The sequence below is a fragment of the Myxacorys sp. genome, from assembly GCF_059501405.1.
This window is the reverse complement of sequence record NZ_JCACCM010000149.1, coordinates 90850-113792: the sequence shown is the minus strand read 5'-3', so window position 1 is coordinate 113792 and position 22943 is coordinate 90850. Positions and strand designations below refer to the sequence as shown.

Here is a 22943-nt window from a genome sequence, read left to right as displayed (position 1 = left end):
GCTCAAGCGGCATTAGTCACGCTCTAGTTACAAGTGAGAACGTTGGCGCACGACGCGAGGAATGAGGGATGGAAGAATGACAATGATGAGAGATGAAAGTATGACTATACTGACTTCATCCCTCTTTGCAAAAGGTTGCCGCAGGCATTCCCTTTTCAATCCTATCCATCTAAATCTGACAGACTACCCTCTCAATAAACCCTTCATCAATCGCAAGCAGATCCTTCATCAATCGCAAGACAATTTAGGCCAATCCTTCAGCAGACCGCTACCCTGGTAAATAGCTACTTTGATAAATAGAGGGTGCAATCTCGCTCTAACATCGCAAAATAGCGTTAGATAATCTGTGTGCTAGACGGGAATGGCTGAGCCGTTGATTGAATTAAGAGGAATCCGAAAGCAGTTTGGAGGAAATCTTGTCCTCGATCAGGCTGATGTGACCGTTTATCGAGGGGAGGCGCTAGCAATCATCGGACCGTCAGGAACCGGAAAGTCAACGGTACTGCGCCTAATCGCTGGATTGATTGCTCCTGATGAAGGAGAAATTTTTGTCGATGGAAAGCGGCGTAAGGGGTTGATTGAAGATGAACCCGATTCGATCCATGTTGGCATGGTGTTTCAGCAAGCCGCGCTGTTTGACTCGCTCACCGTTGGCGAAAACGTAGGATTTTTGCTGCACCAGCATTCTCGATTGTCTAGACGACAGATTCGGGAGCTAGTAGACCACCGTTTAGAAATGGTGGGTTTGGCAGGAATTCGCGATCGCTACCCCGCAGAACTGTCTGGTGGCATGAGGAAGCGCGTCAGTTTTGCCCGGGCGGTGATGGCAAACCCCAATAAGCCGGACGACGCGCCGGACGTGCTACTCTACGATGAGCCAACCGCCGGACTCGACCCGATCGCATCTACCGTGATTGAAGATCTGGTTCGTCATCTCCAGAATAGCCAGCAAGGATGCCAGAGTTATGTCATGGTCACGCACCAAGAGAGTACCATTCGTCGCACTGCCGATCGCGTCTTGTTTCTCCATCGTGGCAAGGTGCAGTGGGAGGGCAAAACCCACGAACTTGACACGACAGATAGTCCTCTGATTCGGCAGTTTTTTAGCGGTAGTGTAGAAGGACCTATTCAAGTGCTTGGGTAAGAGGTATGGCGTTGCGATCGCGAACCGTTCGAGAAGGATCAGTCGGCTTGTTGCTGCTTGTCGGAGCCGCTTTGTTTGGCGGTCTGGTGCTGTGGATCAAAGGACTCAACCCCGCCAACCGCAGCTTTACGATCGTGGCTGATTTTGCGGTGATCAATGGAGTCCAAGACGGAACGGCCGTGCGCTACCGGGGCGTAAATGTCGGCAAGATTAAAAGCACAGCTCCAGGAGCCAATGGCGTCGAGGTGCAAATTGAGGTGTCGCCCGCCGATTTGCTGATTCCCAAGGATTCTGAGGTGACGGTGAATCAGACGGGCTTGCTGGGTGAAACGGTGGTGGACATCGTTCCGCGCCAATTGCTATCAGAAGGCGCGATTAGCTCTGCACGCAGCTCCAAAGGAAACGCGGGTGAACCCCTCGACCCAGACTGCAACCGGGATGTCATTTTGTGCGACGGTTCGCGCGTCAAAGGGCGCTTGGGCATCAGCACCGATGAGCTGATTCGAGCGACAATTCAGTTTGCCGATGCTTACAGCAGTCCGCAATTTACAGGCAACATCACAACCTTAACGAAAAATAGCAGTGAGGCAGCCGCTCAGATTGCCATTCTTAGCAAAGAAGTTACGGGGCTAGTGAAATCTGCTAGACAGGAAGTCGGTACATTCTCAACAACGGCGCGATCGTTCTCAACGACCGCAGACTCGATCACGACAGCAGCAAATCAAGTGACGCTGACAGTTGGGCAAGTGAATGAGTTAGTGACCGCCAATCGAGCAACGCTGGTTTCAACGTTGGATAACCTCAATGCAACGAGTACCCAATTGCGCGGTAGCGTTGCGAGTTTGAGCCCAATTTTCAATCAGGTTCAACGAGGGCAACTGATTCAAAATTTAGAGACTCTTTCTGCAAATGCGGTTCAAGCGTCTGCTAATTTTCGAGATGTGTCAACCAGTTTGAACAATCCTGAAAGCATTACATTACTGCGGCAAACGCTTGATTCTGCGAGAGAGACGTTTCAGAACACGCAAAAAATTACGGCCGATTTAGATGAATTAACGGGCGATCCGGCGCTTCGTAATAACTTGAGAAACTTAATCAATGGTCTAAGTGGGCTGGTGTCTTCGACCGATCAGCTTGAGAAACAGGCTCAGGTCGCTCAAATTCTGACGGTTCCCTCGCCCACTGCAAAGCTGCGTCCGTTCACCAAAGAAAACACTCAGCTTTCGGCGGAGTTTATGCCAAATTTTCAGTTTGATCCTAGTCCAGCCCCAACTCAGCCTTAAATATGCCTTGGTTTGTCTCAGCCACTTTGACGAGTGCGATGGCTGTAGCAGCTTACGCCGCGATCGCATTCGTCGCGACAAATATCGATGATTTAGTGATCCTGATGCTGTTTTTTGCTCAGGTCAATCCGCAATTCAAAAAGCATCATATTTATGCTGGTCAATATTTAGGATTCACAGCATTAGTTTTATGCAGCTTACCAGGTTTTTTTGGCGGATTAGTTGTTTCTAAACCCTTAATTGGGTTGCTTGGATTTGTGCCAATAGTGTTTGGAATTCGGAATTTAATCACTTCAGAGGATCGTGATGAAGTTCAAGCAACGAGCGTGTCACGTAGAGGAATTTTCAAACTCATCAATCCTCAAATTTTTAACGTTGCTGCCGTTAGGTTTGCTAATGGTGGAGATAATATCGGAATTTATATTCCACTCTTTGCAAGTAGTACTTTGACTAATTTGGTGATTGTTTTAAGCGTATTCTTTCTACTCGTTGGGGTCTGGTGCATCATCTCAGATGGGTTAGCAGGACATCCAACTGTCGCGCCGATTCTCAGCCGCTATAGCCACATCTTTGTACCCGTAGTTCTGATCGGTTTAGGCATCTATATTTTGATTGAGAACCAATCGTGGACGCTGATTTGGCGTTCAGGCGTTGGCTAACTCCAATCGTCTCGCTTTGCACCACGACCTTTGTACACCTGCGATGTTTCATGAATCTGGCGTGTCCGCTCATATAGCGCATCTTCGGTCAGCTTCCACTGCTTTAGAACCCGATCTAAATCCGTTTGAATGTCTCTAGCGCCTGGAAAGCCGTTGTAGCGAATCTTCAGACGGGCCAATTCAGCCAGATTGTAATCGGTCGGTTCGCCGCTAAGCAGGGCATCGACAATTTGGCGATCGCCGTTCCACAACGGATGCTGCTGGTCTTTTTGCTCTTGCGCCATAGAACTCGCCTCAAAACACCGTGACAGTATAGTACGCCAAGCATGGAATTGAAAATGAAAAGTCTATGTGGGTAAACAGGCGGAATTATGGGCTGTTTTTCCTAACATAAAGCACACTCTAATTGCCGCCCAAGACCCCAGGCAAAAGCTAGGCGAATCAGCGAAGCGTAGAGCGCAACTCAAAAGGAACCGCTCCACTCACTCGCATCATGACTATTCAAACCTAAGCGTTGGCTGCTGTATCACTAGGTTGTTCGGCTGCTTGTTGTTCGGTTGCTTGTTGTTCGGCTGCTTGAGCTACACCCAAGCGGATTTCTGAGCAGAACGATGCCATGCTGAAGCCGCCAAACCGCTTTAAGATGCTGTGACGCAAGCGCACGTTGGGACTTTCAAACCAAAGGCGTTCTTTTGAGTACATACTTTCGTACTCAGTCACGAGCGTCAGTTCATTACTGTCGTTGATGTGATAGCTTCCTGCGACTGGAGCTTTCTCGGCATAGCCCATTTCTCTCAGCAGCTTCCCTTCTTGCGGATTTTCAGGATCTGCGATCGGCACAAGCACCGTTGAGCCATCGTGTTTTTCCTTATCCCAATCCATTGTGCCGTCCCAGGTCACTCGCGCTCCACACGAAGCCGTAGCAGGGTCAACATTATGCTGTTCACACAGTTGGATTACGGCAGGGTCAGCCTTGTCGAGCAATTCGATTTGAATATTCGATTTTCCAGCCTCTTGTTGCTTAAACGCTAGATGATGGCTGGTTCGCATCGATGACCATTTCCCTGCGCTCTGTTGAAAAAACTCGACAATATCCATGAACAATCCTATGGTGGCGACTTGATATAGTAACCACCATTTTAGAAGAATTAGGAAAGGGATGAATGATCCTTTCTTGCCTTTATTTATCTAGGCAGGGCTGTTTTATTGTCATTAGAAGATATCTAGAAGCCCTAATCTCTCGTTTGTGAGATTCAAAACATTCAAGAACGCCGAACGAGAGAATCCAGCGTCCAGATTTCTGTTTCCGACAATAAAACGACCCTACCATTTATCCACAGGATCAAAGCTGTTCGACCGTAGCTCTCAGTCCTTGATTCGTCAGCGTTTGTAGAAGTTCATGGGCTTTGATGCGATCGCTAAAAACTCCTGCTTGCAGCACACTTTGTCCGCTGCGAAAGACAGGAAACGAGCCTGGAACCGCAGATTGGATTTGAGCCTGTTCACCCTCGCTGCGGGCTTGCACTACAACTCGATAGCGCAGTCCAAACGCCAGATCTTGCCTCACTGGAGCAGCAGATCGGTTGGGAGAGACGGGTGCGCCGCGCCAAACCTTAACCGATGTTCCTGCCGTTCGACCGACAGGAATTGACGCTTTGGGCACACGTAAGGTGCCTGATGCCGAGACCGCGCTACGAGAAGTAGGGCGAGCAACCCTAGAGGACATCGCCTGCGATCCTGTAGAGCTTGGCAGAGCCAATCGACGAGATGACGACGTTTTTGTATTGCGTACTGCCCTAATCCGCTCAGGAGGAGGAACCGGAATATTAATGGCACCGTCCGAGCCACGACGAGCGATTGGCTCTGCCAAGCTCCGAGGGAGCGCGCTATTTAGTTGGAAAGCAGATCGGTTGGAAGCAGTACTAAAATTCGAGGGAGCCAGAACCGGAATCTCAATCCGCGCCACTTGAGATTTTGGCTGCTTGGAGAGCGGTACTCGTCTGCTGCGCGATGAAGAGACCGCAGAGCGTGACTTCTTAGAAATCGGCGCGACAACAGTTGTGCCCTTAAAGGATGCGGAAGGCTGAGCGGGCACCGACACTAAGGAGCGGCTGGGCGAAAATGAAGCGGGCACGACTGTCGGTAGGGACGGACTATAGCGCTGAGCAGATGCGACGCTAACCGGAGCATCTGCCACGGTAGACGTATTCGAGAAATCTAATCGTCCGATCGTCTTACTTCCCGTAATTTGATTGCCAAAGGCTGGAATTTTTTGAATGCTTTTCTGAGTGTTGAGATCAAACTGTCCGTTATCCGTAAAGGTATTGTTGCCAGGGTCGGCGGACGTGCCTAAGTTTGGTCGAGACTGCGCGATCGCGACCATGCCATCCCGGGCATTGCCATCCACGATATTGTTTCGCAGAATCGGTTGCGCTTTCCCTTGAATCACAATGCCGTCTTTGTTCTGCGTGATGCGGTTGCCAACAATTCGAGGGGCCGCGCTTTGTGCAATGTTGATGCCAAACCCGGTTTGCTCAAAAATGTTGTCGTGCAGTTCTGGGCGCGAGGTTCCGTAAACCGTGACGCCGTTTGCACCATTTTGATAGAAATAGTTGTTGCGAAGAATTGGGGCACTGCTCCCGACTACAGATGCCCCATCATGACCATTTCTAGTAAACGTGTTGTCACTGATCACAGGACTCGTGGATTCCGTCCACAGCCCGTAGCCTTGAGCGTCGGGGTTAGAAACAGTAACGCCCGTTAAGCCTGACTGATTTGCACCGACAATGGTGACACTTTGCCGTGCAAAGGTACGGCTCAAAAAGATACCACCGCCTTGAATGACAACAGTTTGTCCGCGATCGCGAGGCTCTCCTTTAATCGTTGTCCCCGGCCTCATTTGCAGTGGAAATGCTTCACCTGTTTGCGCACTATACGTCCCTGGAGCTAACAGAATGATCGTATTTGGTTGAACGATTTGCAGGGCACGAGTAATAGTTTTTAGCGGCGATCGCACGTTACCCTCAGCAGTATCAATTCCAGTGTTTGAATTGACAAACAAGTAATTGTATTGAGGGGACGAACCGGAGGCTTGAGCGAGCTGAATCGGTTGTGCGATCGATTGAGCCATGGCGTGGGATGCACCGCCAAATAGCATAATTCCAAAGACACCCAGCGTTAATACAACACTGGAAGACGGCTTTTCAGGTGATATTTTACTCACAATCTTTCTCCTATACACGGCAGTAGGATGACTTTGACTAGAAACAAAGACTAGAAACAAAAACGACCGCAAAAGTACTGATAGAATTCAGCCTTTGATGAATGAAGAGAGCGACTTCCTCATACGGTTATCCGTCGGGCATAAGAGCGAAAATACCGCAACGGAAGTTCATAGTAATTGAGTTTTTAAATACCGCTTCATTTTTGACCAAGGAGTTAGCTGAATTCAGTATTAACCCTTAAGTTATAAAGAATGTCACAATTCAAAATGCCCGACTCCCTCTCGCTGCTAGGATGAAACATTAATCGGTTTGCGCCAATGGACAAAACAGAGCCCGTTCTCCCATCTATGCAACCTGCTTTATACCGAATTTTGGATGCCAATCTTGATCGCGCCCGTGAAGGATTGCGGGTGATAGAAGAATGGTGTCGGTTTGGCCTGAACCACTCTCACTTCACCAATCAGTGCAAACACTTACGACAAGAACTCGCCACTTGGCATCACAGCGATCTGCGATCGGCGCGCAACACCCCAGACGATCCGGGTACAGAATTAACGCATCCCAACGAAGCCACGCGAGGCACAATTGAGCAAGTCTTGCAGGCTAATTTTTGCCGCGTCGAAGAAGCGCTGCGGGTGTTAGAAGAATACGGCAAAGTCTACAGCCAAGATATGGCTGCATCGCTCAAACAAATGCGCTATCAGGTTTACACGCTTGAAAGCCAACTGATGGCACAGCATCGGCATCAAAAGCTGCGTCAGTCTCTGCTGTATTTGGTCACGTCGCCTTCTGAAACGCTGTTTGCAACGGTGGAGTCGGCGTTGCAGGGAGGACTCAGCCTTGTTCAATATCGCGACAAAGACTCAGATGATTTGACGCGACTGAGTAATGCTCGGACATTGCGGCGGCTGTGCCACGAGTACGGAGCGCTATTTATTGTTAACGATCGCATCGATTTAGCCCTAGCTGTCGATGCCGATGGCGTTCACCTCGGACAAGACGATTTGCCGATAGAATTAGCCCGTCAGATGCTAGGGTCTCAGCGGCTAATCGGACGTTCCACACACAGTGCCGATGATCTTTACCGCGCTGTTCAAGAAGGCGCAGACTATGTTGGCGTCGGTCCCGTCTATGAAACGCCAACCAAGGCAGGCAGACCCGCCGCCGGACTCGAGTATGTGCGGCATGCAACAGAAGAGTGTCCAATTCCTTGGTTTGCGATCGGGGGCATTGACGCCAATAATGTCCACGAGGTTCTATCTGCTGGGGCGCAACGCATTTCTGTTGTCCGGGCGATTATGGCAGCAGAGCAACCGACGCTAGCAGTGCAATATTTCATGGCGCAACTCGAGCAAAAACGTCGGTTTCAAACACCCAACTTTGTAAAGCAAAATTCAATAACTGATCCGTGGACGTAGAGAGAAGAAAAGTAGTGAGGGAGAACCAGCGCATGTCTGAGCAAATCACACTTCAGGTGAATGGTGAATCTAAAACCTGTGAGCCAAATCTGCATCTGCCAAATTTTCTGGAGCAACTCGGCTTAAACCCTCGACTTGTCGCCGTAGAATACAACGGCGAAATCTTGCATCGGCAGTACTGGGATACAACCGAAATCAAGGAGCGCGATCGCTTAGAAATCGTGACGATCGTCGGCGGTGGTTAGCACGCTCATGTCCACCTCTTTTAGTACGGTAATCTCCCCTCAAACCTACTACTTAAGGCATTTTCAACCCCTATAGAAGGCGATACAGTAGAGGAGTAGAAAAGCTTAAAACACTGTAACAAGGTATAAAGCTTAACGTTTAGAACAACAAGCATTTTGTCTAGGCGAGCTAAATGGGACTACGCTATGAAAACACCAAAATCTTTCTTTAAATCACTCATCCGCCCCCTAATTGCGCTGGGGTTGGTTCTAACGCTGACACTCGGTCATGCTGATGGTGCGCTTGCGGCGGGGACGGGTGGTCGCATCGGTGGAGGCTCTTTTAGAGCGCCTAGCCGTACCTTCACGCCTAGTCGAGGCAGCTATCCTGGCGGTGGATACCCTGGTGGTGGCAGCTACTATCCCGGTGGCGGCGGTGGGTTCTTCCCCTTCCTCTACTTCCCGTTCTTCGGCGGCGGTGGCAGCCTATTCACCCTGTTTATCTTCATCTCGATCGCAGGCTTTCTGCTGCAAAGCTTCCGACGGGCGACAGAAGGCAGCGATTTAGACTACACGACCAATCCATCTGTTTCGGTTGCGAAAGTCCAAGTTGGCTTGTTAGCTCAAGCTCGGAGTTTGCAAACAGACCTCGATCGCATCGCTCAACGTGCCGATACTGACTCCTCCGAAGGGCTGGCACAAGTGTTGCAAGAGACGACTCTTTCGCTACTGCGTCACCCCCAATACTGGGTGTATGGCGCATCGGAAGCTCATCAAGCTCGGTTAGAAGCAGCCGGTGCAGAATTCAATCGTCTAGCTTTGTCTGAGCGGAGCAAGTTTACGGCAGAAACTCTGTCTAACGTGAATGACCAACTGAAGCAAGCCTCTCAAGAGAGCAGCGCGTTGACAGTGGCTGAGCGAGGCGGTGCGTTAGCTGAAGCACCGGGTGAGTATATTGTCGTCACCCTGTTAGTCGGCACTCAGGGCAAGTTACAGCTTCCCACGATTAATAGCTCTGATGACCTGAAGCGTGCCCTGAGCCAGTTGGGTAGTGTCTCTGGCGATCAGCTTCTAGCTCTTGAAGTGCTATGGACGCCGCAAGCTGAAGGGGATGTGTTGACCCGCGATGATGTGTTGGCAGAATATCCTAATTTGAAGCTTGTCTAAGTCTAAATTCTGCTTTTGATTGGGCTGGATGTACAACATACATCCAGCCCAATTTTTTGTCCTAGCTTCCTGGCTACCAGTCTTCGTCTGAGCCAAAAGAGAACTGATTTTCAGACGAGAATCCGGGTGACTTCCAAACAGTCATTTCTTTGTCAGGACAAGTTTCTACACCTTCGCCAATGCCATAGGGATGCATTCCGCACACCAACAGGGTATCGCCATACACCTGTCCGTGGAAGTGACGACAGCCCACGCACCCTAAATGCTGTTTGAGCAATGGATCGACGGTTTGAAATACGGGTTGAGTGGCTTCCCCGACCATACTTTCGATGCCGAAGTAGGCTTCTAGAACGGGGCTAACCAACTCTGTTACGTATTGCTCAATTTCGTCAGTAAAAACGTTATTAAGTTGTGTTGAGACTTCTTCAGAAAGAACGATAAATGTCTCTGCAACTTCCGTCATATCTTGAGCCACTTCAGCGAAAAAATCTCCGATGTGTCCTGCCATCGTGTCTAGCATTTCAGACCAGTCTTTTTGCCATTCATTCATAACGACTTTGCCGGGTTTATAACTCAAGTAAAATCAGTATCTCGCCGTTTGAGTGAAGCGTGAACGACTTGAAATCTCTACACCGAGAGAGTTTAGGGCGAGATGATGTCTGCCATCATACCTCGAATTAAAGTCCATCGTCGTAACAGAATATTTCTTCAATAACTGAGCAAAACCTAATCAAAATGCTGCTCACGTTAGAGGTTAATTGAAGAAGTTTTTTTTAGAGTAAATGTAGAATTTTTGTGGAGTTGGTTTCTATGAATAACGCGATCGCATCTTTCATTCTGATCGTTTTACTTTGCACTCTGATCTTTTCCCCATTTGCGGCGTTAGCGATGCTAATGCTCGTCATGTTCACCGCAGCACTCATTAGCCTCGTGTCTACCCTCACTCAAGCTGTTTTGGGCCATGACTCTAGCACGCCGCAAACCGATAAAAAATAGGTTTGTTTCTCAATGCGAAGATCAAGTCACTCCAATCGAGCTTAACATCGTGCTTAACGTAGTAAAGTAACTTCAAGTCGGGCACTTCAGTTCTCAAGTTTGCTTTAGGGTTGCAGTGAATTTGTTGCCCGACAGATGTTTCTATCGCTTTAGAAGCCGATACAATATAGAGCTTTACTCATTTTTCTGAGCCTGAGTGAAATCCATGAAGTCTTACTTTGCCGCCGCCATTCAAATGAACAGTCTGCCAGATTTGCAAAAGAATCTGGTTCAGGCAGAAGAATTGATCGATGTTGCCGTCCGACGAGGGGCAGAACTCGTGACGCTGCCGGAGAACTTTTCGTTTCTCGGTGATGAAGTGGCGAAAATGGCCCAAGCCGACGCGATCGCGCAGGAAAGCGAGAAATTTCTCAAAACCGTCGCACAACGCTTTCAGATCACGATTTTAGGCGGCGGGTTTCCGGTTCCGGTCGGCAATGGTAAGGTTTACAATACGGCGCTGTTGGTTGGCCCGAACGGTCAAGAACTAGCCCGCTACGAGAAAGTTCACTTGTTTGATGTGAATGTGCCCGATGGCAACACCTATCGTGAATCAGAAACGGTTTTAGCTGGAATGCGGGTTCCACCGATTTACCCGTCTAAAGAATTGGGCAGTTTGGGGCTGTCGGTCTGCTATGACGTGCGGTTCCCAGAACTTTACCGTCAGATGTCTCAGTTAGGGGCAGAAGTGCTGTTTGTTCCCGCTGCGTTTACGGCATACACGGGCAAAGACCACTGGCAAGTGTTGCTACAAGCTAGAGCGATCGAGAATACCTGCTATGTGATTGCTCCCGCTCAGACGGGTCGCCACAATGCCGTACGGCAGTCTCACGGACACGCAATGATTATTGACCCTTGGGGCATGATTTTGGCAGATGCGGGAGAAGAGGTGGGGGTTGCGATCGCCGAAATTAGGCCAACTCGCCTTGAGCAAGTCCGGCGGCAGATGCCCTCATTGCAGCATCGCGTGTTTGTCTAGTCAGACTTCCTGTAGGGATGGAGAAATGTGGGCATTGAGAAATGTTACAGAGTCTGTACCATGGGAATCAGTGTTACTGCTTTGACTGATGAATAATTTCTCGTCACTATTCTCCACTCCAGTTCAAATCCTGTCGCCAATTGTCGCGAATGCCGAGCCAGAAAGTGGTTCCCTTGTTTTGGCAGGCGTGTTGCTGAGCCTAATCGTGGTTTACCTAGCTAGCAAAATTGGCGGCGAAATTTGCGCACGTATCGAGCTACCGGCGGTTCTAGGGGAGCTTCTAGGGGGCGTTTTGGTTGGCGTTTCTGCGCTGCACTTACTCGTCTTTCCAAGCGTTGATCTAACAGCGAGTCAGTCGATGGTAATGCAGCTATTGCAACTAACGGCTCATCTTGACCCAGCCGCGCTCACCAAAACCTTTGAGGTGCAGAGCGAAGTCCTCTCGACCTTGGCAGAAATGGGTGTGATCATTCTGCTGTTTGAGATTGGGTTAGAGTCTGATCTTAAAGAACTGATTCGAGTCGGACCGCAAGCCGCGATCGTGGCGGTCGTGGGAGTAGCAGTTCCGTTTGCGTTAGGCACAGCCGGTCTAATGCTGATATTCGGCGTTTCATCAGTTCCAGCCATTTTTGCAGGGGCAGCACTGACCGCCACCAGCATCGGCATTACAGCCAGGGTGCTGGCAGAAATTCAGCGTCTCAATTCTAAAGAAGGACAAATTATCATCGGGGCAGCCGTCTTAGACGACGTGTTGGGCATCATTGTACTTGCCGTGGTCGCGAGTTTGGCAAAGACCGGACAAGTCGAAATTGGGAACGTTATTTATTTGATTGTGAGCGCTGGCGTCTTTCTGATCGGCAGCCTCTGGCTCGGACTCCTGCTCAATCCATTTCTGGTATCGCTTGTAAACGAATTGAGAACGCGGGGACAGCTGTTGATCACTGCCCTGGTTCTGACCTTTGTTTTAGCGGATGTTGCGGTTGTAATCCAGCTAGAAGCCATCTTAGGGGCATTTGCGGCGGGGTTGATTTTGGCAGAAACCGAGAAGCGCACCGAGCTGCAAGAACAAGTTGCGCCTATCTCAGATATGCTTGTGCCCATTTTCTTTGTCGTGGTTGGCGCACGCACCGATTTGAGCGTCCTCAATCCATTTGTGCCCAGCAATCGCGAAGGATTGATTATGGCTGCCTTCTTGGTCGCGGTTGCGATCGCGGGTAAAGTTGTCACCGGATTTACTATTTTTGGACAACCAGAGCTAAATCGACTCGCGATCGGGGTTGGGATGATTCCTAGGGGCGAGGTGGGCTTAGTGTTTGCCTCAGTTGGTGCAACGACTGGAACATTACCCGAAGCCCTGCAAGCCGCCGTGATTGTGATGGTGATTTTGACTACGTTTCTAGCGCCACCCCTATTACGGGTTGTCTTTACTAACGGTGACTCTGTAGGACAAGAGGACGACCTTGCCATTCAAGGAGTTGCCCCCTCTGAAGTTCTAGAACCAGGCATTGTTCAACAGGATGACTAGGTACAATGCACATCCCAGAGCGCTCAGCAGCTGAACAAAGTAGCGCTGCGCCACATCAGCTCTTCCAAAGTTGCGCTCTGGGCCAATCTCATCTTTATAATTTCTTTGCAATTAGAACCATGAACTCCAGAAAATAGTTTGATTCTTAAGCATCTATATTAAAATGCTGTAGCCAAATCGCTCACTGCCGTACCCATCGGTAGAAACACTCTCAGGCTCTCAACGTGTCTCAATTAGCCATAAATTCTTATGCCAGCAGTCATTGAAGCGCTTGTCCAGCCTTTGCGCAACTTCAGCGTTCATCTTTACGTCTGCACCGTTCGAGAGCTTAAAATTCTGCTTAGCTAAGCAGAATTTCCAGAATAGGGTGCAGTTGCGGTGAATATTGGGAAGGTTATTTTTGAATGACCAATCTGATCTCAAGTTTTGGTTCACGGCTGCCCTAAATCGTTAGCTTCGATAGATCAGAGCTTGTCTATCAGAGGACACAGCAACTATTAATCGTGTGTGTGAGAAGACTAAATAGGGAAAATGCGGCGCTTTAACTGAGGCAATCATTCATCATTTCGCCTCGCTATTTCTAGCTAAGACTCTGCACCAAATGTAGCAATTGAAAGCGTGGGTTTGAGTATTTGCAGGTTCAAAGCAGGGCGACGCGATGCACACAAGGAGAACGACATTGAAACGCGATCAGGTCAACAATCAACGAAACTGGAGAGGGCTAAATTCTTATTTATATTCTTTATTACCCCTTGTTTTCTTTTTCCTAACCTCGCCTGCCGAGGCAGCGAGACTACAATCTTGGCGGTTTGATGCGGCTCAAAATCGCCTCGACTTTACAACCGATGACGGGGTACAGCCCAGAGCACAACTGATTGCAGATCCGACGCGGCTAATTATCGATCTGCCCGGAACGACTTTGGGGCGTCCTGCTGTCACCCAGTCCTATGGAGGGGCGGTTCGCTCTGTGCGGGTAGGACAATTTGAGCGAGGAACGACTCGGATCGTGATGGAACTTGCTCCGGGCTATACACTTGACCCGGCGCAAGTAAAATTTCGCGGAACAACGGCTCAGCAGTGGTCGGTGCAAGTCCCAACACCTCAATTTGCGGGTACTAATTCGGAAATAACGCAACTGCCGTCATCAGCAATCAGTCGTCCTCCTCTCAGGAGTCTCCCTCCAAGCAGCAATCGACCCCTGATCAGTCGCGGAGGCATTCAGATTCAAAGCATTCAGGCAACCCAAGACGGTTTCTTTTTGCGGACAACAGAAGGGCAAGCGCAGATCCGATCGCTGAGAAGCGGCGATCGCCGCCAGATGTATATTGATATTTACGGAGCAACACTCTCTTCCAGCGCTTATCCTCGCGATTTATCGGTAAACCAGAATGGAGTGAGCCGATTGCAGGTGTCGCAGTTTCAAGCCTCGCCGCCTGTGGTCAGGGTGGCATTGTCTTTATCTCCCGATAGCCCCAATTGGGAAGCTTCGATGAGCGGCACGGGCAGTACAGGCGGTATTGTTGTTCTGCCTCAAACGTCTGGGTCTAGCTCCATTCCCACGGCTGAATTGCCGCGAAAGGAACCGCAGAGCCAGTTGCCTGGATCACAAGCTCAGTCGGGAACTGCCAAAATTCAGTCGGTGGAATACGACGCAGCTGCCAGCCAGCTTCTGATTCGAGCCGATCAGCCCATTACCTACACATCAGGATGGGATAGAGCCAGTGGAGCGTATCGAATTACGGTTCCATCGGCGAGACTAGACAGCAACATTCGAGGGCCTCAACTACCCAGCAACAGTCCCCTGCTGCAAGTCCGGATTCGCCAAGAAGACACGAACGTGGCGATTTTGATGACGCCTGCCTCTGGTGTTCAAGTCGGAACTCCCAATCAGCCCAGTCGGCAACTCGTGTCGCTCTCGCTCCGTCGAAGCGCTTTATTGTCTCCCCCAAATCCGACTCTGGGTTCCTCTATTCCTGTTCCTCCGGCCACCCGTCCAAATCCGGTTCAGCCCCGCACCCGAACGCCGAGTGGTCGTTTGGTGGTGGTGATTGATCCAGGACATGGAGGACCTGATCCGGGCGCGGTCGGCATTGGCAACATTTACGAGAAAAATGTTGTTTTAGATATCAGCCGTCAAGTAGCGGCGCTGCTAGAGCAGCAGGGCATTCAAGCGATTCTGACTCGCCCCGACGATCGAGATTTAGATTTAGAGCCGCGAGTGGCGATCGCACAACGCGCCAATGCAACCGTTTTTGTCAGCATTCATGCCAATGCGATCAGTATGAGTCGCCCCGATATTAATGGCTTAGAAACGTACTACTTCTCGTCTGGCGCAGGTCTGGCACAGTCGATTCACAGCAGCATTTTGCAGGCGACCGGAACGCGCGATCGCGGCGTCCGCAAAGCGCGATTCTACGTGATTCGGAAAACCTCAATGCCGTCTGTCTTAGTTGAGACAGGCTTTGTAACGGGGGCAGAAGATGCGCCCAAGTTAGCCACGCCGGGTTATCGACAGCAGTTAGCTCAAGCGATCGCCCGGGGTATTATTCAATACTTGCGTTAACACAACCAGACTTGAGCCTTTAGGGAATTGCGCCTAGGCTTAGAATTTCGTATGGTGTGAATTATTTTGTGGTGTGGAGTTCAAACTTTAGAATATGAAGAATCAAACATCTGATGCGGTTAGACGAGCAGAGTCAATGCTCCATGCCTCATCGCAAAGCTCCGATCTGATTGGGGTGTTTGATAGTGGAGTGGGCGGCTTAACAGTGTTGCGCGAACTCTATCGCCAACTGCCAAACGAATCGATTTTATATTTCGGAGATACAGCGCGATTGCCCTATGGGACGCGATCGCGCTTAGAAATTGAACAATTTGTGCGGGAGATCTTGGTGTGGATGACGGCACATCGCGTCAAGATGGTGATCATGGCGTGCAATACGAGTTCGGCTTTAGCGATCGAGACGGTTCGCCAAGAATTTCCGGGATTGCCTATTTTGGGTGTTATTTTGCCCGGTGCGCGGGCGGCAGTTCAGAAGGGCAAGCGGATTGGGGTGATTTCGACTCCGGCTACGGCTCAAAGTGATGCCTACCGTCAGGCTATTTTAGAAGTCGATGCGACGGCCCAAGTTTGGCAAGTCGGCTGTCCCGAATTTGTCCCTCTAATCGAACAAGGTCGAATTAATGACCTATATACTTACCAAGTTGTCGAGCAGTATTTGCAGCCGTTACTAGAGCAGGAAATTGATACCTTAGTGTATGGCTGTACTCACTATCCGCACTTGGCTCCTGTAATTCGGTCGATTGTACCCAAGTCAGTGCAGTTGATTGATCCGGCATCTCATGTGGTTTTAGCAGCGGCTCAAGAGTTAGATGTGTTGGGTCTGCGCCATACTCGCCCACCAAAGCCGACTCGATTTTATGTGAGCGGCGATCCTCATCCGTTTGTTCAGATTTCTCGTCAATGGTTAGGCTGTACGCCTTGTGTTGAGCAAGTGCGGTTGTCAGAGGTGGCAGAGCAGGTAGCAAGTTAAACAGGAAGCGCCTTCGCTGCAAAGCATGTACGGAAGGCTATAAGCAGCTAGGTTAACTAGCTGCTTTAGATCAAGTCACGGTGTATAAAATTGAAACAGTTCCTCTAACAGGATGTAGAGCCTACTATCGGCTGCTAGTTGGTCTGGTGACAGGAATGTTAGGTAAGTAAACCGTTTCGCCATTCAATAGAGCATACACGCTCTTGTTGGGATAAGCTTTCTTGTTCCATTGCAAGTTCGCGATCGCTTGCTCCCGATTCCAATTTGGCTCAAACCCGACGCGCATTCCACCCCAAAATAACTCGTAGCCAACTTTCTGACCGTTGAGAATTCCCTCAACTCGTTTGTTGGGATAAGCTTTTTTGTTCTGTTGCAGGTTTGCGATCGCTTGCTCCCGGCTCCAGCTTGGCTCAAATCCAACTCTCACGCCATCCCAAAACAATTCATAGCCAATCTTTTGACCGTCAAAATAGCCTTCGACTTTTCGATTAGGATATGTTTTCTTCGCTAACTCTAAATGAGTGACTGAATCTTGGCGCGACCAATTCGGCGATCTTGCAACTAGCTCACCATCCAAATAATACTCATATCCCTTCGCACCCAGATGGCGATCGTCTGACAACATGGTGCGATTTGGAAAATTCAACGTAATCGCTTCTCTTTGGCAATTGCCTGCATTACAAACTTGAGCAACCCCCTGTAATTGTGGCGGTCTTGAGAAAGGAGTAACACATCCTTCTACCCGAAGATGACCCTTGGCAGTGTCCATTGCACCAAACACCGGACAGCCACCTTCGACCGGAAGGACAACTTTTTGACTGGTGAGTGACCCTGACTGAGTGTAAAGAGAATAGTCACTCGTATTTGCCTCAACACAGACATTGATGCCCATTGCAGGAACGCATTGAACGAAGTTAGAGTCTGCGTGTGCAGCCCGTGCTCCTACAAGTGTAAACATAGGAATGCTAATGTTTAAGAGTGCGAAAACTGCTAGAGATTTCCGAGATTTGAAGAATTGAATTGCAGACATGATTGAAGCTCCTTCGTGAGGTTGGTATCTGTAATAAAAGATTTTTCTGAGATGTTGTCTGGTTTGTTAATTGATGAGCAACCGTTTCTCTCAGAACACTTTCAATTTACTGGCTTATCTGATGCGGGTCGATAACTATAAATTAAGGAAAGTTAAGGAGCGCGTTAGGTAAGTTTGCTAGAAAAATTAGGATGAATTAGCAAGTTTTGAACGACCATTAGGTTCAGAATTAATGAAAAAAGCCCCTACCGGAGTAGGAGCGATCGCAAGTTTTAGTAAGCAAAAACAGCATTAATGTGATTGCATGTCTTCTTAGAGGAAATCTATTAATCGAGAAAATCTAGTAGCCCAGGTTTGCCTTTACGCTCTACTGGGCAAATATAGGTACTCAGAAGCCTATGGTCATAGCTCCAGGAGTTCACTAAATAGGGAGGATTTTGCGAACCGTACTTTTGGCTGGGGTTGAAGTTTTTATTTTTCTCGACTGTCCAATAGCCTCCAGCTTGAAGTTTCGCTTCTATGCTGCTACCTCCGATTGCACTGTACTTCTCGACACCACAATCTACCGACTCCGCGTAATTGAATCTTGGTTTAATAACCACGCGAATTGAAGCAACATCTAGCATGCGATCGCGCTTCTTACTAGGATTGCAATCTTTGGTCTGCCAATTGCAGCAGCCATTATCGCCAGCCTTAATGGTTTTAGACATCCCCTTCCATTCTGCTTGTTGAAAGTAGATTTGCTTATCAGTTGCATTATAGATACAGAATGCATCAGCACGATTTGCGGTTGCTCCAATTCCAAACATTCCGAACAGTGTAGTGATAGCAGAAACAGACAAAATAGACACGATCGCAGCTTTCATGATTAGCTCATTCCTATTTAGATGACAAGATTTTGATTGGATGTCCTGTTAATTTGGCTCAGTCATTTCGTTTCTCAGAACACTATTAATGTATTAGTTTTTCTGCAATGCCACCATAACTATAAGTTGAGAAAAGTTATGGAGCTTGTTAAGATAAGCTCGCTATAAGAGTTAAGGTGAATCGTAAACTTTATCAATCAAACTGATAGCAACACAGCAAAAAAGCTCCTACCGGAGTAGGAGCGATCGTGAATTCTTCAGCTTTATAAAACAAGAATTTGAGCTATTTAATGCGTGACCCCTTGCGGTTTTGACACTGCCAATAGCTTTTGGCGAACTGGAAGCACTGCAAAGCCATCGGGAACAAATCCATAACGTCGTTGAAACTCCTTAATAGCTGAGATCGTACGGGGTCCATAAAACGGCTGATTTTTTGGTAGGTTAGCTCCCACGACTTGGTTCAGTTCTGCCTGAAGTACTCGCATTTGTCGCTCTGCCATCGCCATCGTTTTTGCACCCGCAATACCGTCTACTTGAAGATTGAAATATTTTTGAAAGTCTTCGATCGCATCACGGGTAACTCGATCAATCAGTGGGTTGTTGTCAGTTGATATGGGATCGGTCAGTTCACCTTCTGGAACGTAGCCAAACCCTAAACCGTTAAGAATGCTGCGGAATTGTGCGTTAGTGTAAGCCATAATTGATGCTCCTTGTGAGTAATAAGTGTGAGTCAGTCAGAGTGAGTCAGTCAGATGGATGAGCAGCACGACAACACAAAGCTGAGGACGATTTGCCCTTGTTATTGAGCATTAATGGATGTATCAAAATGCTCTTTATTAAGTGTTGTCGAAAGCTTTCAGTGTGGAGTCGGGTTTAGTTGACTGGGTTTGAAACCCTGTCTTTTTCAGGACACTATCACTCTATTGCGGATCTCAAGGAGCGTCGATGAGGATAAGTTGAGGAAAGTTATGGAGGTTTTTAAGGTCGCATTGAATGGATGGAAGTTATGGAATTCATTTAGGATTCGATCGCGCCCATGCCGACCAGGGCAGACTTCTGAGCAATCGTAATCCCCGTAACACGAGTGATATTTGTTCCGGTATAAGGCTTAGTTGGAGCTAAGGTTTTTAAGCAGTGACCCGTTTGAGTATCCCAAATCGTGATCGTTCCACTCTGGCTACCACTGGCAATTGCCGCACAATTTGGGTCAGGATGAAACGCGATCGCAGTCCGTACCGTTTGCGTCAACATGGGCAACGTTTTTAGACACGCTCCTGTCTCCATCTGCCAAAGCTTTATGGTTTGATCTAAGCTACCACTGGCAAGGGTTTCACCATCGGGACTAAAGGCAACCGACCAAACGCTATTCTGATGCTCCTCCAGAATATTAAGGCACTGTCCTGTTGTGGTTGACCAGAGCCGCACAGTTTCATCACCACTTCCACTGACTAACACTTCACCATCCTGATGAAAGGCAATCGATTGAACCCGTCCGGTATGTCCTTGTAAGGTATGAAGACAGGCTCCAGTCTGCATTGACCAAAGCCGAATGGTTTGATCCTCGCTACTGCTAGCGAGCAGCGTTCCATCGGGACTAAATGCCACTGCCCACACCCAACTCGTATGACCCTGCAACGTTTGAAGACACACTCCTGTATCGACTGCCCAGATGCGGATAGTCTGATCATCACTACCACTGGCGAGAAATTGACCATCGGGACTAAAGACTACCGATTGAACCCAGTTTACATGTCCTTCAAGTAATCGACACTGCCCTGTTGTAAGATCCCATAGTCGAATCGTGCGATCGACACTCCCACTCGCAAGTAACTGTCCATTTGGATGAAACGCAACGGACGTAACCCAGCTGCGATGTCCTTGAAACGTGTTCAAGCACGTCCCTGTAGAGGTGTCCCAAAGCCTTACGGTTTGGTCAGTACTGCCACTCACAAGCTGTTGCCCATCTGCTTTAAACGCAATCGAAAAAATAGAGTTTGTATAGCCGCTCAGGGTTTTTAGACATTGGCTCGTAGGTAAATTCCAAAGCTTTACCGATTGATCGGTGCTGCCCGAGGCTAGAGTTTTGCCGTCTCGATTAAGGGAGAGTGAAAAAATAGCGTTTGTGTGTCCTCGCAAGCTGCTCAGACAGTCTCCTGTGGCTAAATCCCAGACTCGGATGGTGCGATCGTCGCTGGCGCTAATGAGACGGTTAGAGGCAGGATCAAATGCAATTGAACGAACGCGATCGCGATGCCCCTGCAAGGTTTTCGAACACGCTCCAGTTTTACAGTTCCAGAGATTGATGGTGTGATCGGCGCTGCCACTGGCGATAGTCGTGTCATCCAAAAAGGCAATTGACCAGATGCGATCGCGATGTCCTTCGCAGATCTGCTGGCAATCTTTGGTGTGCATCGACCAGAGGCGCAGGCTGCGATCGTCACTTCCACTCGCTAACGTCTGACCATCACGGCTAAAGGCAACAGAAAGTACCCGTCCGGTATGTCCTGGTAGAAGTTGAGAGTTACCCGTGCTGATATCCCAAAGCCTGACGGTTGACTCATCGCCACCGCTTGCTAATGTCTTGCCGTCGCTACAAAACGCGACTGACCACACAGAACCCGTATGCCCTTCTAGAACGCTTAGGCAGTGACCCGTGTGCAGATCCCATAAGCGAATGGTTTTATCGCTACTACAGCTTGCTAACGTTTGACCGTCCGGGCTGAATGCGATCGCCCAAATCCACCCGACATGACCGCTACAGTTCAACAACAGCGTCCCGTTTGCAACATCCCACAACCGCAATCCACCTTCTGCATCTCCGGTCGCCAGCAGCGCTCCGTCTGGGCTAAAGGCAACACTAAAGATAATGCCTAATGTGTCAGTAAAAATAGAGTGAGATAAATCGGAATCCGAAAGATCAACATCATGAAGTTCTACATTTTTTAGATAAGCCTGCCAAATTTTTAGATTAGAACAGTCTAAATTCTCTAAACGGGAAGTCAATTGACAGAGTAAATTCAAAAGGTTTCCACCCGCATATCCGGTTTCAAGCGATGATTTTCCTTGTAGCGTTTTCAAGCTCTGGGTAAAAAGCGTTTTAAGATCAATTTGACCTGCCAGATCTGCCTCTAACCGCCTGAGGATGGGAGCCAGAATCAAGCGAATTTGGGTATCTCGAATGTAGTCCTTTGCCTGCGACGTTAGCAAAGCGTGGCGTTTCACAAGACAAGCTTGCGAAGCAAGACCGGATTTGAGTTCTTGACACACGTGATCGATCAAGCGATCGCTGACATACTCCAACATGAGCGGCAACAGTGAGAATCGAGCGGCGGTTCGCTCGACGAGCGATCGCTGCTCCAACAGTTGGAGAATTTCCATCAATGCTTGAGGCACAATCGGCGGGAAAATGTCCGATCGCAAGTCTGAAAACGTTGCCGACTCTCGATAGATCGCCAACCAATACATCACCGTTTTTTCAGCCTCCGATAGCCGCTCAAACTGCTGTTCAATCAGCGATCGGATGGTACCGAAGACAAAGGTATCTTGCTGTAGAAAATCAGAAATGCTGCCATCAAATAAATTCTGAATTGTGGTCGCAATTATTTTTAAGGCTAAAGGATTGCCAGAATAGCCCTCAATCAATCGGTTCCACTCCTTGTCTGTCCCTCGAAACGCCCCTTTTAACTGAAGTAACGCCTGTCCGTCGCGCGGTTGCAACCCGCTGAGATAAAAGCAGCGCACAGGTAACGTTGCGCCTTCTAGAACGCTAATGTCTTGAGGTTTCTCCCGGCTCGTTAACACTAGAGTGCTTTGATGCAGGGTTTCTCCAATTTGCCGAAAGAGTTCACCATATCCTTCGTATCCACTCAATTCTGAATTGTCGCTGCAATTGTGGTGAGGGCTAGCAGTCGCTCCCGGATCTGGCAAAACGGTTTCAACGTTGTCGAGAATCAGAAGACAGCGCTGCGATCGCAGTTGGGTCAACAGTTGGGCCAACTGCCGCGACAACTTTCCCGCAACGGGTTCCGCATCAGCAACCTCTACGTCAGATAGAACGTGCAACCAATCCGCTAACAGGTCTACGAGCGGCGGCGCATTGCGGAGCGATCGCCAGATCACCCGCTCAAACTGCGGCTGCAATTGCTGCGCCAACTTCATCGTCAGCGATGTTTTTCCCATTCCACCCATGCTCAGTATCGCGACCAATCGACACCGCTCATCGAGAATCCACTGCTGGAGTTGACTTAATTCTGCCTCACGCCCATAGAAAAAACTGATATCAATTTGTTCTCCCCAATCTTGACGGGAAGAGCGCTGGATGGGTTGAATCGGCACTTCAACCAGACCTAGAGCTTGAGCCGGCTCTTGAAGCGTTGCCGCCGCTTGAAAGCGCCGTTCGATCGCGGCTCGAAAGCTCGTTTTGTTAACTTTCTCATCCAAAACAGAAGATAAAAGCCGCCATAGTTTAGGACCAATATCATGCTTCAAATAGGTCGGCGAATAACCGTAGGTATCCGCGATTTTGTCATAGCTTTGCCGTTGCCAAGACCACGACTCGCGCAGCATCGCTTGCTGAAGATCGCTTAAATGCGTCCCTACTTTCGCAAACACTAGCTGGTCGGTAAAGGCAAGAGCTTGTTCAAGATCCATGATTCAAAAATGCAGAAATAACTAAACTTAGAGCCTTCGATCCGTGGGTCTAGAGCGCGAAAGTGTCATGAGTACCAGAGGTGCAATTCTTCAAGAAAACGGTTCGCAAAGTCTTTTTATCATACTCATGGTAAAACCTTAAACTTTCCGATCTAATCTTCGGTTTTAACAGGAATTCTGTAACAATTAAGACAACTATGTGTCCT

The 22943-nt window shown here is 48.9% G+C and carries 19 protein-coding genes; 11 read left to right on the top strand and 8 right to left on the bottom strand.

Going from position 1 to position 22943, the window contains the following annotated elements; all coding sequences use genetic code 11:
- Positions 1-361: 361 nt before the first annotated feature.
- From AC5I6P_RS20715 to AC5I6P_RS20705, 3 genes are read left to right on the top strand one after another with little or no spacing between them, the layout of a single operon-like run.
- Positions 362-1144, top strand: a complete 783-nt coding sequence (locus tag AC5I6P_RS20715; protein ID WP_495695655.1) for an ABC transporter ATP-binding protein — start codon at positions 362-364, stop codon at positions 1142-1144.
- A gap of 5 nt (positions 1145-1149) precedes the next feature.
- Positions 1150-2427 (top strand): MlaD family protein, encoded by a 1278-nt coding sequence (locus AC5I6P_RS20710; RefSeq protein WP_495695654.1) that lies wholly within the window; start codon positions 1150-1152, stop codon positions 2425-2427.
- Positions 2428-2429: 2 nt separating this feature from the next.
- Positions 2430-3086, top strand: a complete 657-nt coding sequence (locus tag AC5I6P_RS20705; protein WP_495695653.1) for a cadmium resistance transporter — start codon at positions 2430-2432, stop codon at positions 3084-3086.
- Here the strand turns inward: AC5I6P_RS20705 and AC5I6P_RS20700 are convergent.
- The 3 genes from AC5I6P_RS20700 to AC5I6P_RS20690 form a co-directional block, all read right to left on the bottom strand.
- Positions 3083-3370: a DUF3288 family protein gene (locus tag AC5I6P_RS20700; RefSeq protein WP_495695652.1), complete on the bottom strand. Its 288-nt coding sequence runs from the start codon at positions 3368-3370 to the stop codon at positions 3083-3085. The two genes, AC5I6P_RS20705 and AC5I6P_RS20700, sit on opposite strands and share 4 nt — an antisense overlap.
- 223 nt (positions 3371-3593) lie before the next feature.
- The gene (locus AC5I6P_RS20695) at positions 3594-4184 is read right to left on the bottom strand and encodes a phycobiliprotein lyase (RefSeq protein ID WP_495695651.1); all 591 of its coding nucleotides are present in this window, start codon (positions 4182-4184) and stop codon (positions 3594-3596) included.
- Positions 4185-4428: 244 nt separating this feature from the next.
- Complete coding sequence (locus AC5I6P_RS20690) at positions 4429-6309, bottom strand: DUF1565 domain-containing protein (RefSeq protein WP_495695650.1); 1881 nt, start codon at positions 6307-6309, stop codon at positions 4429-4431.
- 348 nt (positions 6310-6657) lie between these two features.
- On the opposite strand from AC5I6P_RS20690, the gene AC5I6P_RS20685 reads away from it, so the two are divergent.
- From AC5I6P_RS20685 to AC5I6P_RS20675, 3 genes are all read left to right on the top strand, one after another.
- Entirely contained in the window at positions 6658-7728 is a 1071-nt protein-coding gene (locus AC5I6P_RS20685; protein ID WP_495695649.1) for a thiamine phosphate synthase, read from the top strand.
- A gap of 32 nt (positions 7729-7760) precedes the next feature.
- Complete coding sequence (gene thiS / locus AC5I6P_RS20680) at positions 7761-7973, top strand: sulfur carrier protein ThiS (RefSeq protein ID WP_495695648.1); 213 nt, start codon at positions 7761-7763, stop codon at positions 7971-7973.
- Between the two features lie 186 nt (positions 7974-8159).
- The gene (locus AC5I6P_RS20675; RefSeq protein WP_495695647.1) at positions 8160-9119 is read left to right on the top strand and encodes a DUF1517 domain-containing protein; all 960 of its coding nucleotides are present in this window, start codon (positions 8160-8162) and stop codon (positions 9117-9119) included.
- 73 nt (positions 9120-9192) lie between these two features.
- On the opposite strand, the gene AC5I6P_RS20670 is transcribed toward AC5I6P_RS20675, so the two are convergent.
- Positions 9193-9669, bottom strand: a complete 477-nt coding sequence (locus tag AC5I6P_RS20670) for a hypothetical protein (RefSeq protein ID WP_495695646.1) — start codon at positions 9667-9669, stop codon at positions 9193-9195.
- A 260-nt stretch (positions 9670-9929) separates the two neighbouring features.
- On the opposite strand from AC5I6P_RS20670, the gene AC5I6P_RS20665 reads away from it, so the two are divergent.
- The 5 genes from AC5I6P_RS20665 (at position 9930) to murI (ending at position 16191) form a co-directional block, all read left to right on the top strand.
- Positions 9930-10115 (top strand): hypothetical protein, encoded by a 186-nt coding sequence (locus AC5I6P_RS20665; protein ID WP_495695645.1) that lies wholly within the window; start codon positions 9930-9932, stop codon positions 10113-10115.
- 205 nt (positions 10116-10320) lie between these two features.
- A complete protein-coding gene (locus AC5I6P_RS20660; protein WP_495695644.1) occupies positions 10321-11133 on the top strand; it encodes a carbon-nitrogen hydrolase family protein in 813 nt (270 codons plus the stop codon).
- Positions 11134-11221: 88 nt separating this feature from the next.
- On the top strand, positions 11222-12658 hold the full coding sequence (locus AC5I6P_RS20655; protein ID WP_495695643.1) for a cation:proton antiporter: 1437 nt from the start codon (positions 11222-11224) through the stop codon (positions 12656-12658).
- Positions 12659-13337: 679 nt separating this feature from the next.
- Positions 13338-15221, top strand: coding sequence for an N-acetylmuramoyl-L-alanine amidase (locus tag AC5I6P_RS20650; protein ID WP_495695642.1), 1884 nt, complete (start codon positions 13338-13340; stop codon positions 15219-15221).
- Between the two features lie 94 nt (positions 15222-15315).
- Positions 15316-16191, top strand: coding sequence for a glutamate racemase (gene murI / locus AC5I6P_RS20645; RefSeq protein WP_495695641.1), 876 nt, complete (start codon positions 15316-15318; stop codon positions 16189-16191).
- 124 nt (positions 16192-16315) lie between these two features.
- Here murI and AC5I6P_RS20640 read toward each other — a convergent pair whose 3' ends face one another.
- From AC5I6P_RS20640 to AC5I6P_RS20625, 4 genes are all read right to left on the bottom strand, one after another.
- The gene (locus AC5I6P_RS20640) at positions 16316-17149 is read right to left on the bottom strand and encodes a hypothetical protein (protein WP_495695640.1); all 834 of its coding nucleotides are present in this window, start codon (positions 17147-17149) and stop codon (positions 16316-16318) included.
- Positions 17150-17547: 398 nt separating this feature from the next.
- Positions 17548-18087, bottom strand: a complete 540-nt coding sequence (locus AC5I6P_RS20635) for a hypothetical protein (RefSeq protein ID WP_495695639.1) — start codon at positions 18085-18087, stop codon at positions 17548-17550.
- A 287-nt stretch (positions 18088-18374) separates the two neighbouring features.
- Entirely contained in the window at positions 18375-18785 is a 411-nt protein-coding gene (locus AC5I6P_RS20630) for a peptidoglycan-binding domain-containing protein (RefSeq protein WP_495695638.1), read from the bottom strand.
- Between the two features lie 319 nt (positions 18786-19104).
- Positions 19105-22737, bottom strand: coding sequence for an NACHT and WD40 repeat domain-containing protein (locus tag AC5I6P_RS20625; protein ID WP_495695637.1), 3633 nt, complete (start codon positions 22735-22737; stop codon positions 19105-19107).
- Positions 22738-22943: the final 206 nt, after the last annotated feature.

Coding starts and splice junctions, on each gene's coding strand:
- AC5I6P_RS20660 (WP_495695644.1), top strand. CDS start 10,321: ATGAAGTCTTACTTTGCCGCCGCCATTCAAATGAACAGTCTGCCAGAT.
- AC5I6P_RS20685 (WP_495695649.1), top strand. CDS start 6,658: ATGCAACCTGCTTTATACCGAATTTTGGATGCCAATCTTGATCGCGCC.
- AC5I6P_RS20655 (WP_495695643.1), top strand. CDS start 11,222: ATGAATAATTTCTCGTCACTATTCTCCACTCCAGTTCAAATCCTGTCG.
- AC5I6P_RS20710 (WP_495695654.1), top strand. CDS start 1,150: ATGGCGTTGCGATCGCGAACCGTTCGAGAAGGATCAGTCGGCTTGTTG.
- AC5I6P_RS20675 (WP_495695647.1), top strand. CDS start 8,160: ATGAAAACACCAAAATCTTTCTTTAAATCACTCATCCGCCCCCTAATT.
- AC5I6P_RS20635 (WP_495695639.1), bottom strand. CDS start 18,087: ATGAAAGCTGCGATCGTGTCTATTTTGTCTGTTTCTGCTATCACTACA.
- AC5I6P_RS20640 (WP_495695640.1), bottom strand. CDS start 17,149: ATGTTTACACTTGTAGGAGCACGGGCTGCACACGCAGACTCTAACTTC.
- AC5I6P_RS20670 (WP_495695646.1), bottom strand. CDS start 9,669: ATGAATGAATGGCAAAAAGACTGGTCTGAAATGCTAGACACGATGGCA.
- AC5I6P_RS20665 (WP_495695645.1), top strand. CDS start 9,930: ATGAATAACGCGATCGCATCTTTCATTCTGATCGTTTTACTTTGCACT.
- thiS (WP_495695648.1), top strand. CDS start 7,761: ATGTCTGAGCAAATCACACTTCAGGTGAATGGTGAATCTAAAACCTGT.
- murI (WP_495695641.1), top strand. CDS start 15,316: ATGAAGAATCAAACATCTGATGCGGTTAGACGAGCAGAGTCAATGCTC.
- AC5I6P_RS20695 (WP_495695651.1), bottom strand. CDS start 4,184: ATGGATATTGTCGAGTTTTTTCAACAGAGCGCAGGGAAATGGTCATCG.
- AC5I6P_RS20625 (WP_495695637.1), bottom strand. CDS start 22,737: ATGGATCTTGAACAAGCTCTTGCCTTTACCGACCAGCTAGTGTTTGCG.
- AC5I6P_RS20705 (WP_495695653.1), top strand. CDS start 2,430: ATGCCTTGGTTTGTCTCAGCCACTTTGACGAGTGCGATGGCTGTAGCA.
- AC5I6P_RS20715 (WP_495695655.1), top strand. CDS start 362: ATGGCTGAGCCGTTGATTGAATTAAGAGGAATCCGAAAGCAGTTTGGA.
- AC5I6P_RS20700 (WP_495695652.1), bottom strand. CDS start 3,370: ATGGCGCAAGAGCAAAAAGACCAGCAGCATCCGTTGTGGAACGGCGAT.
- AC5I6P_RS20630 (WP_495695638.1), bottom strand. CDS start 18,785: ATGGCTTACACTAACGCACAATTCCGCAGCATTCTTAACGGTTTAGGG.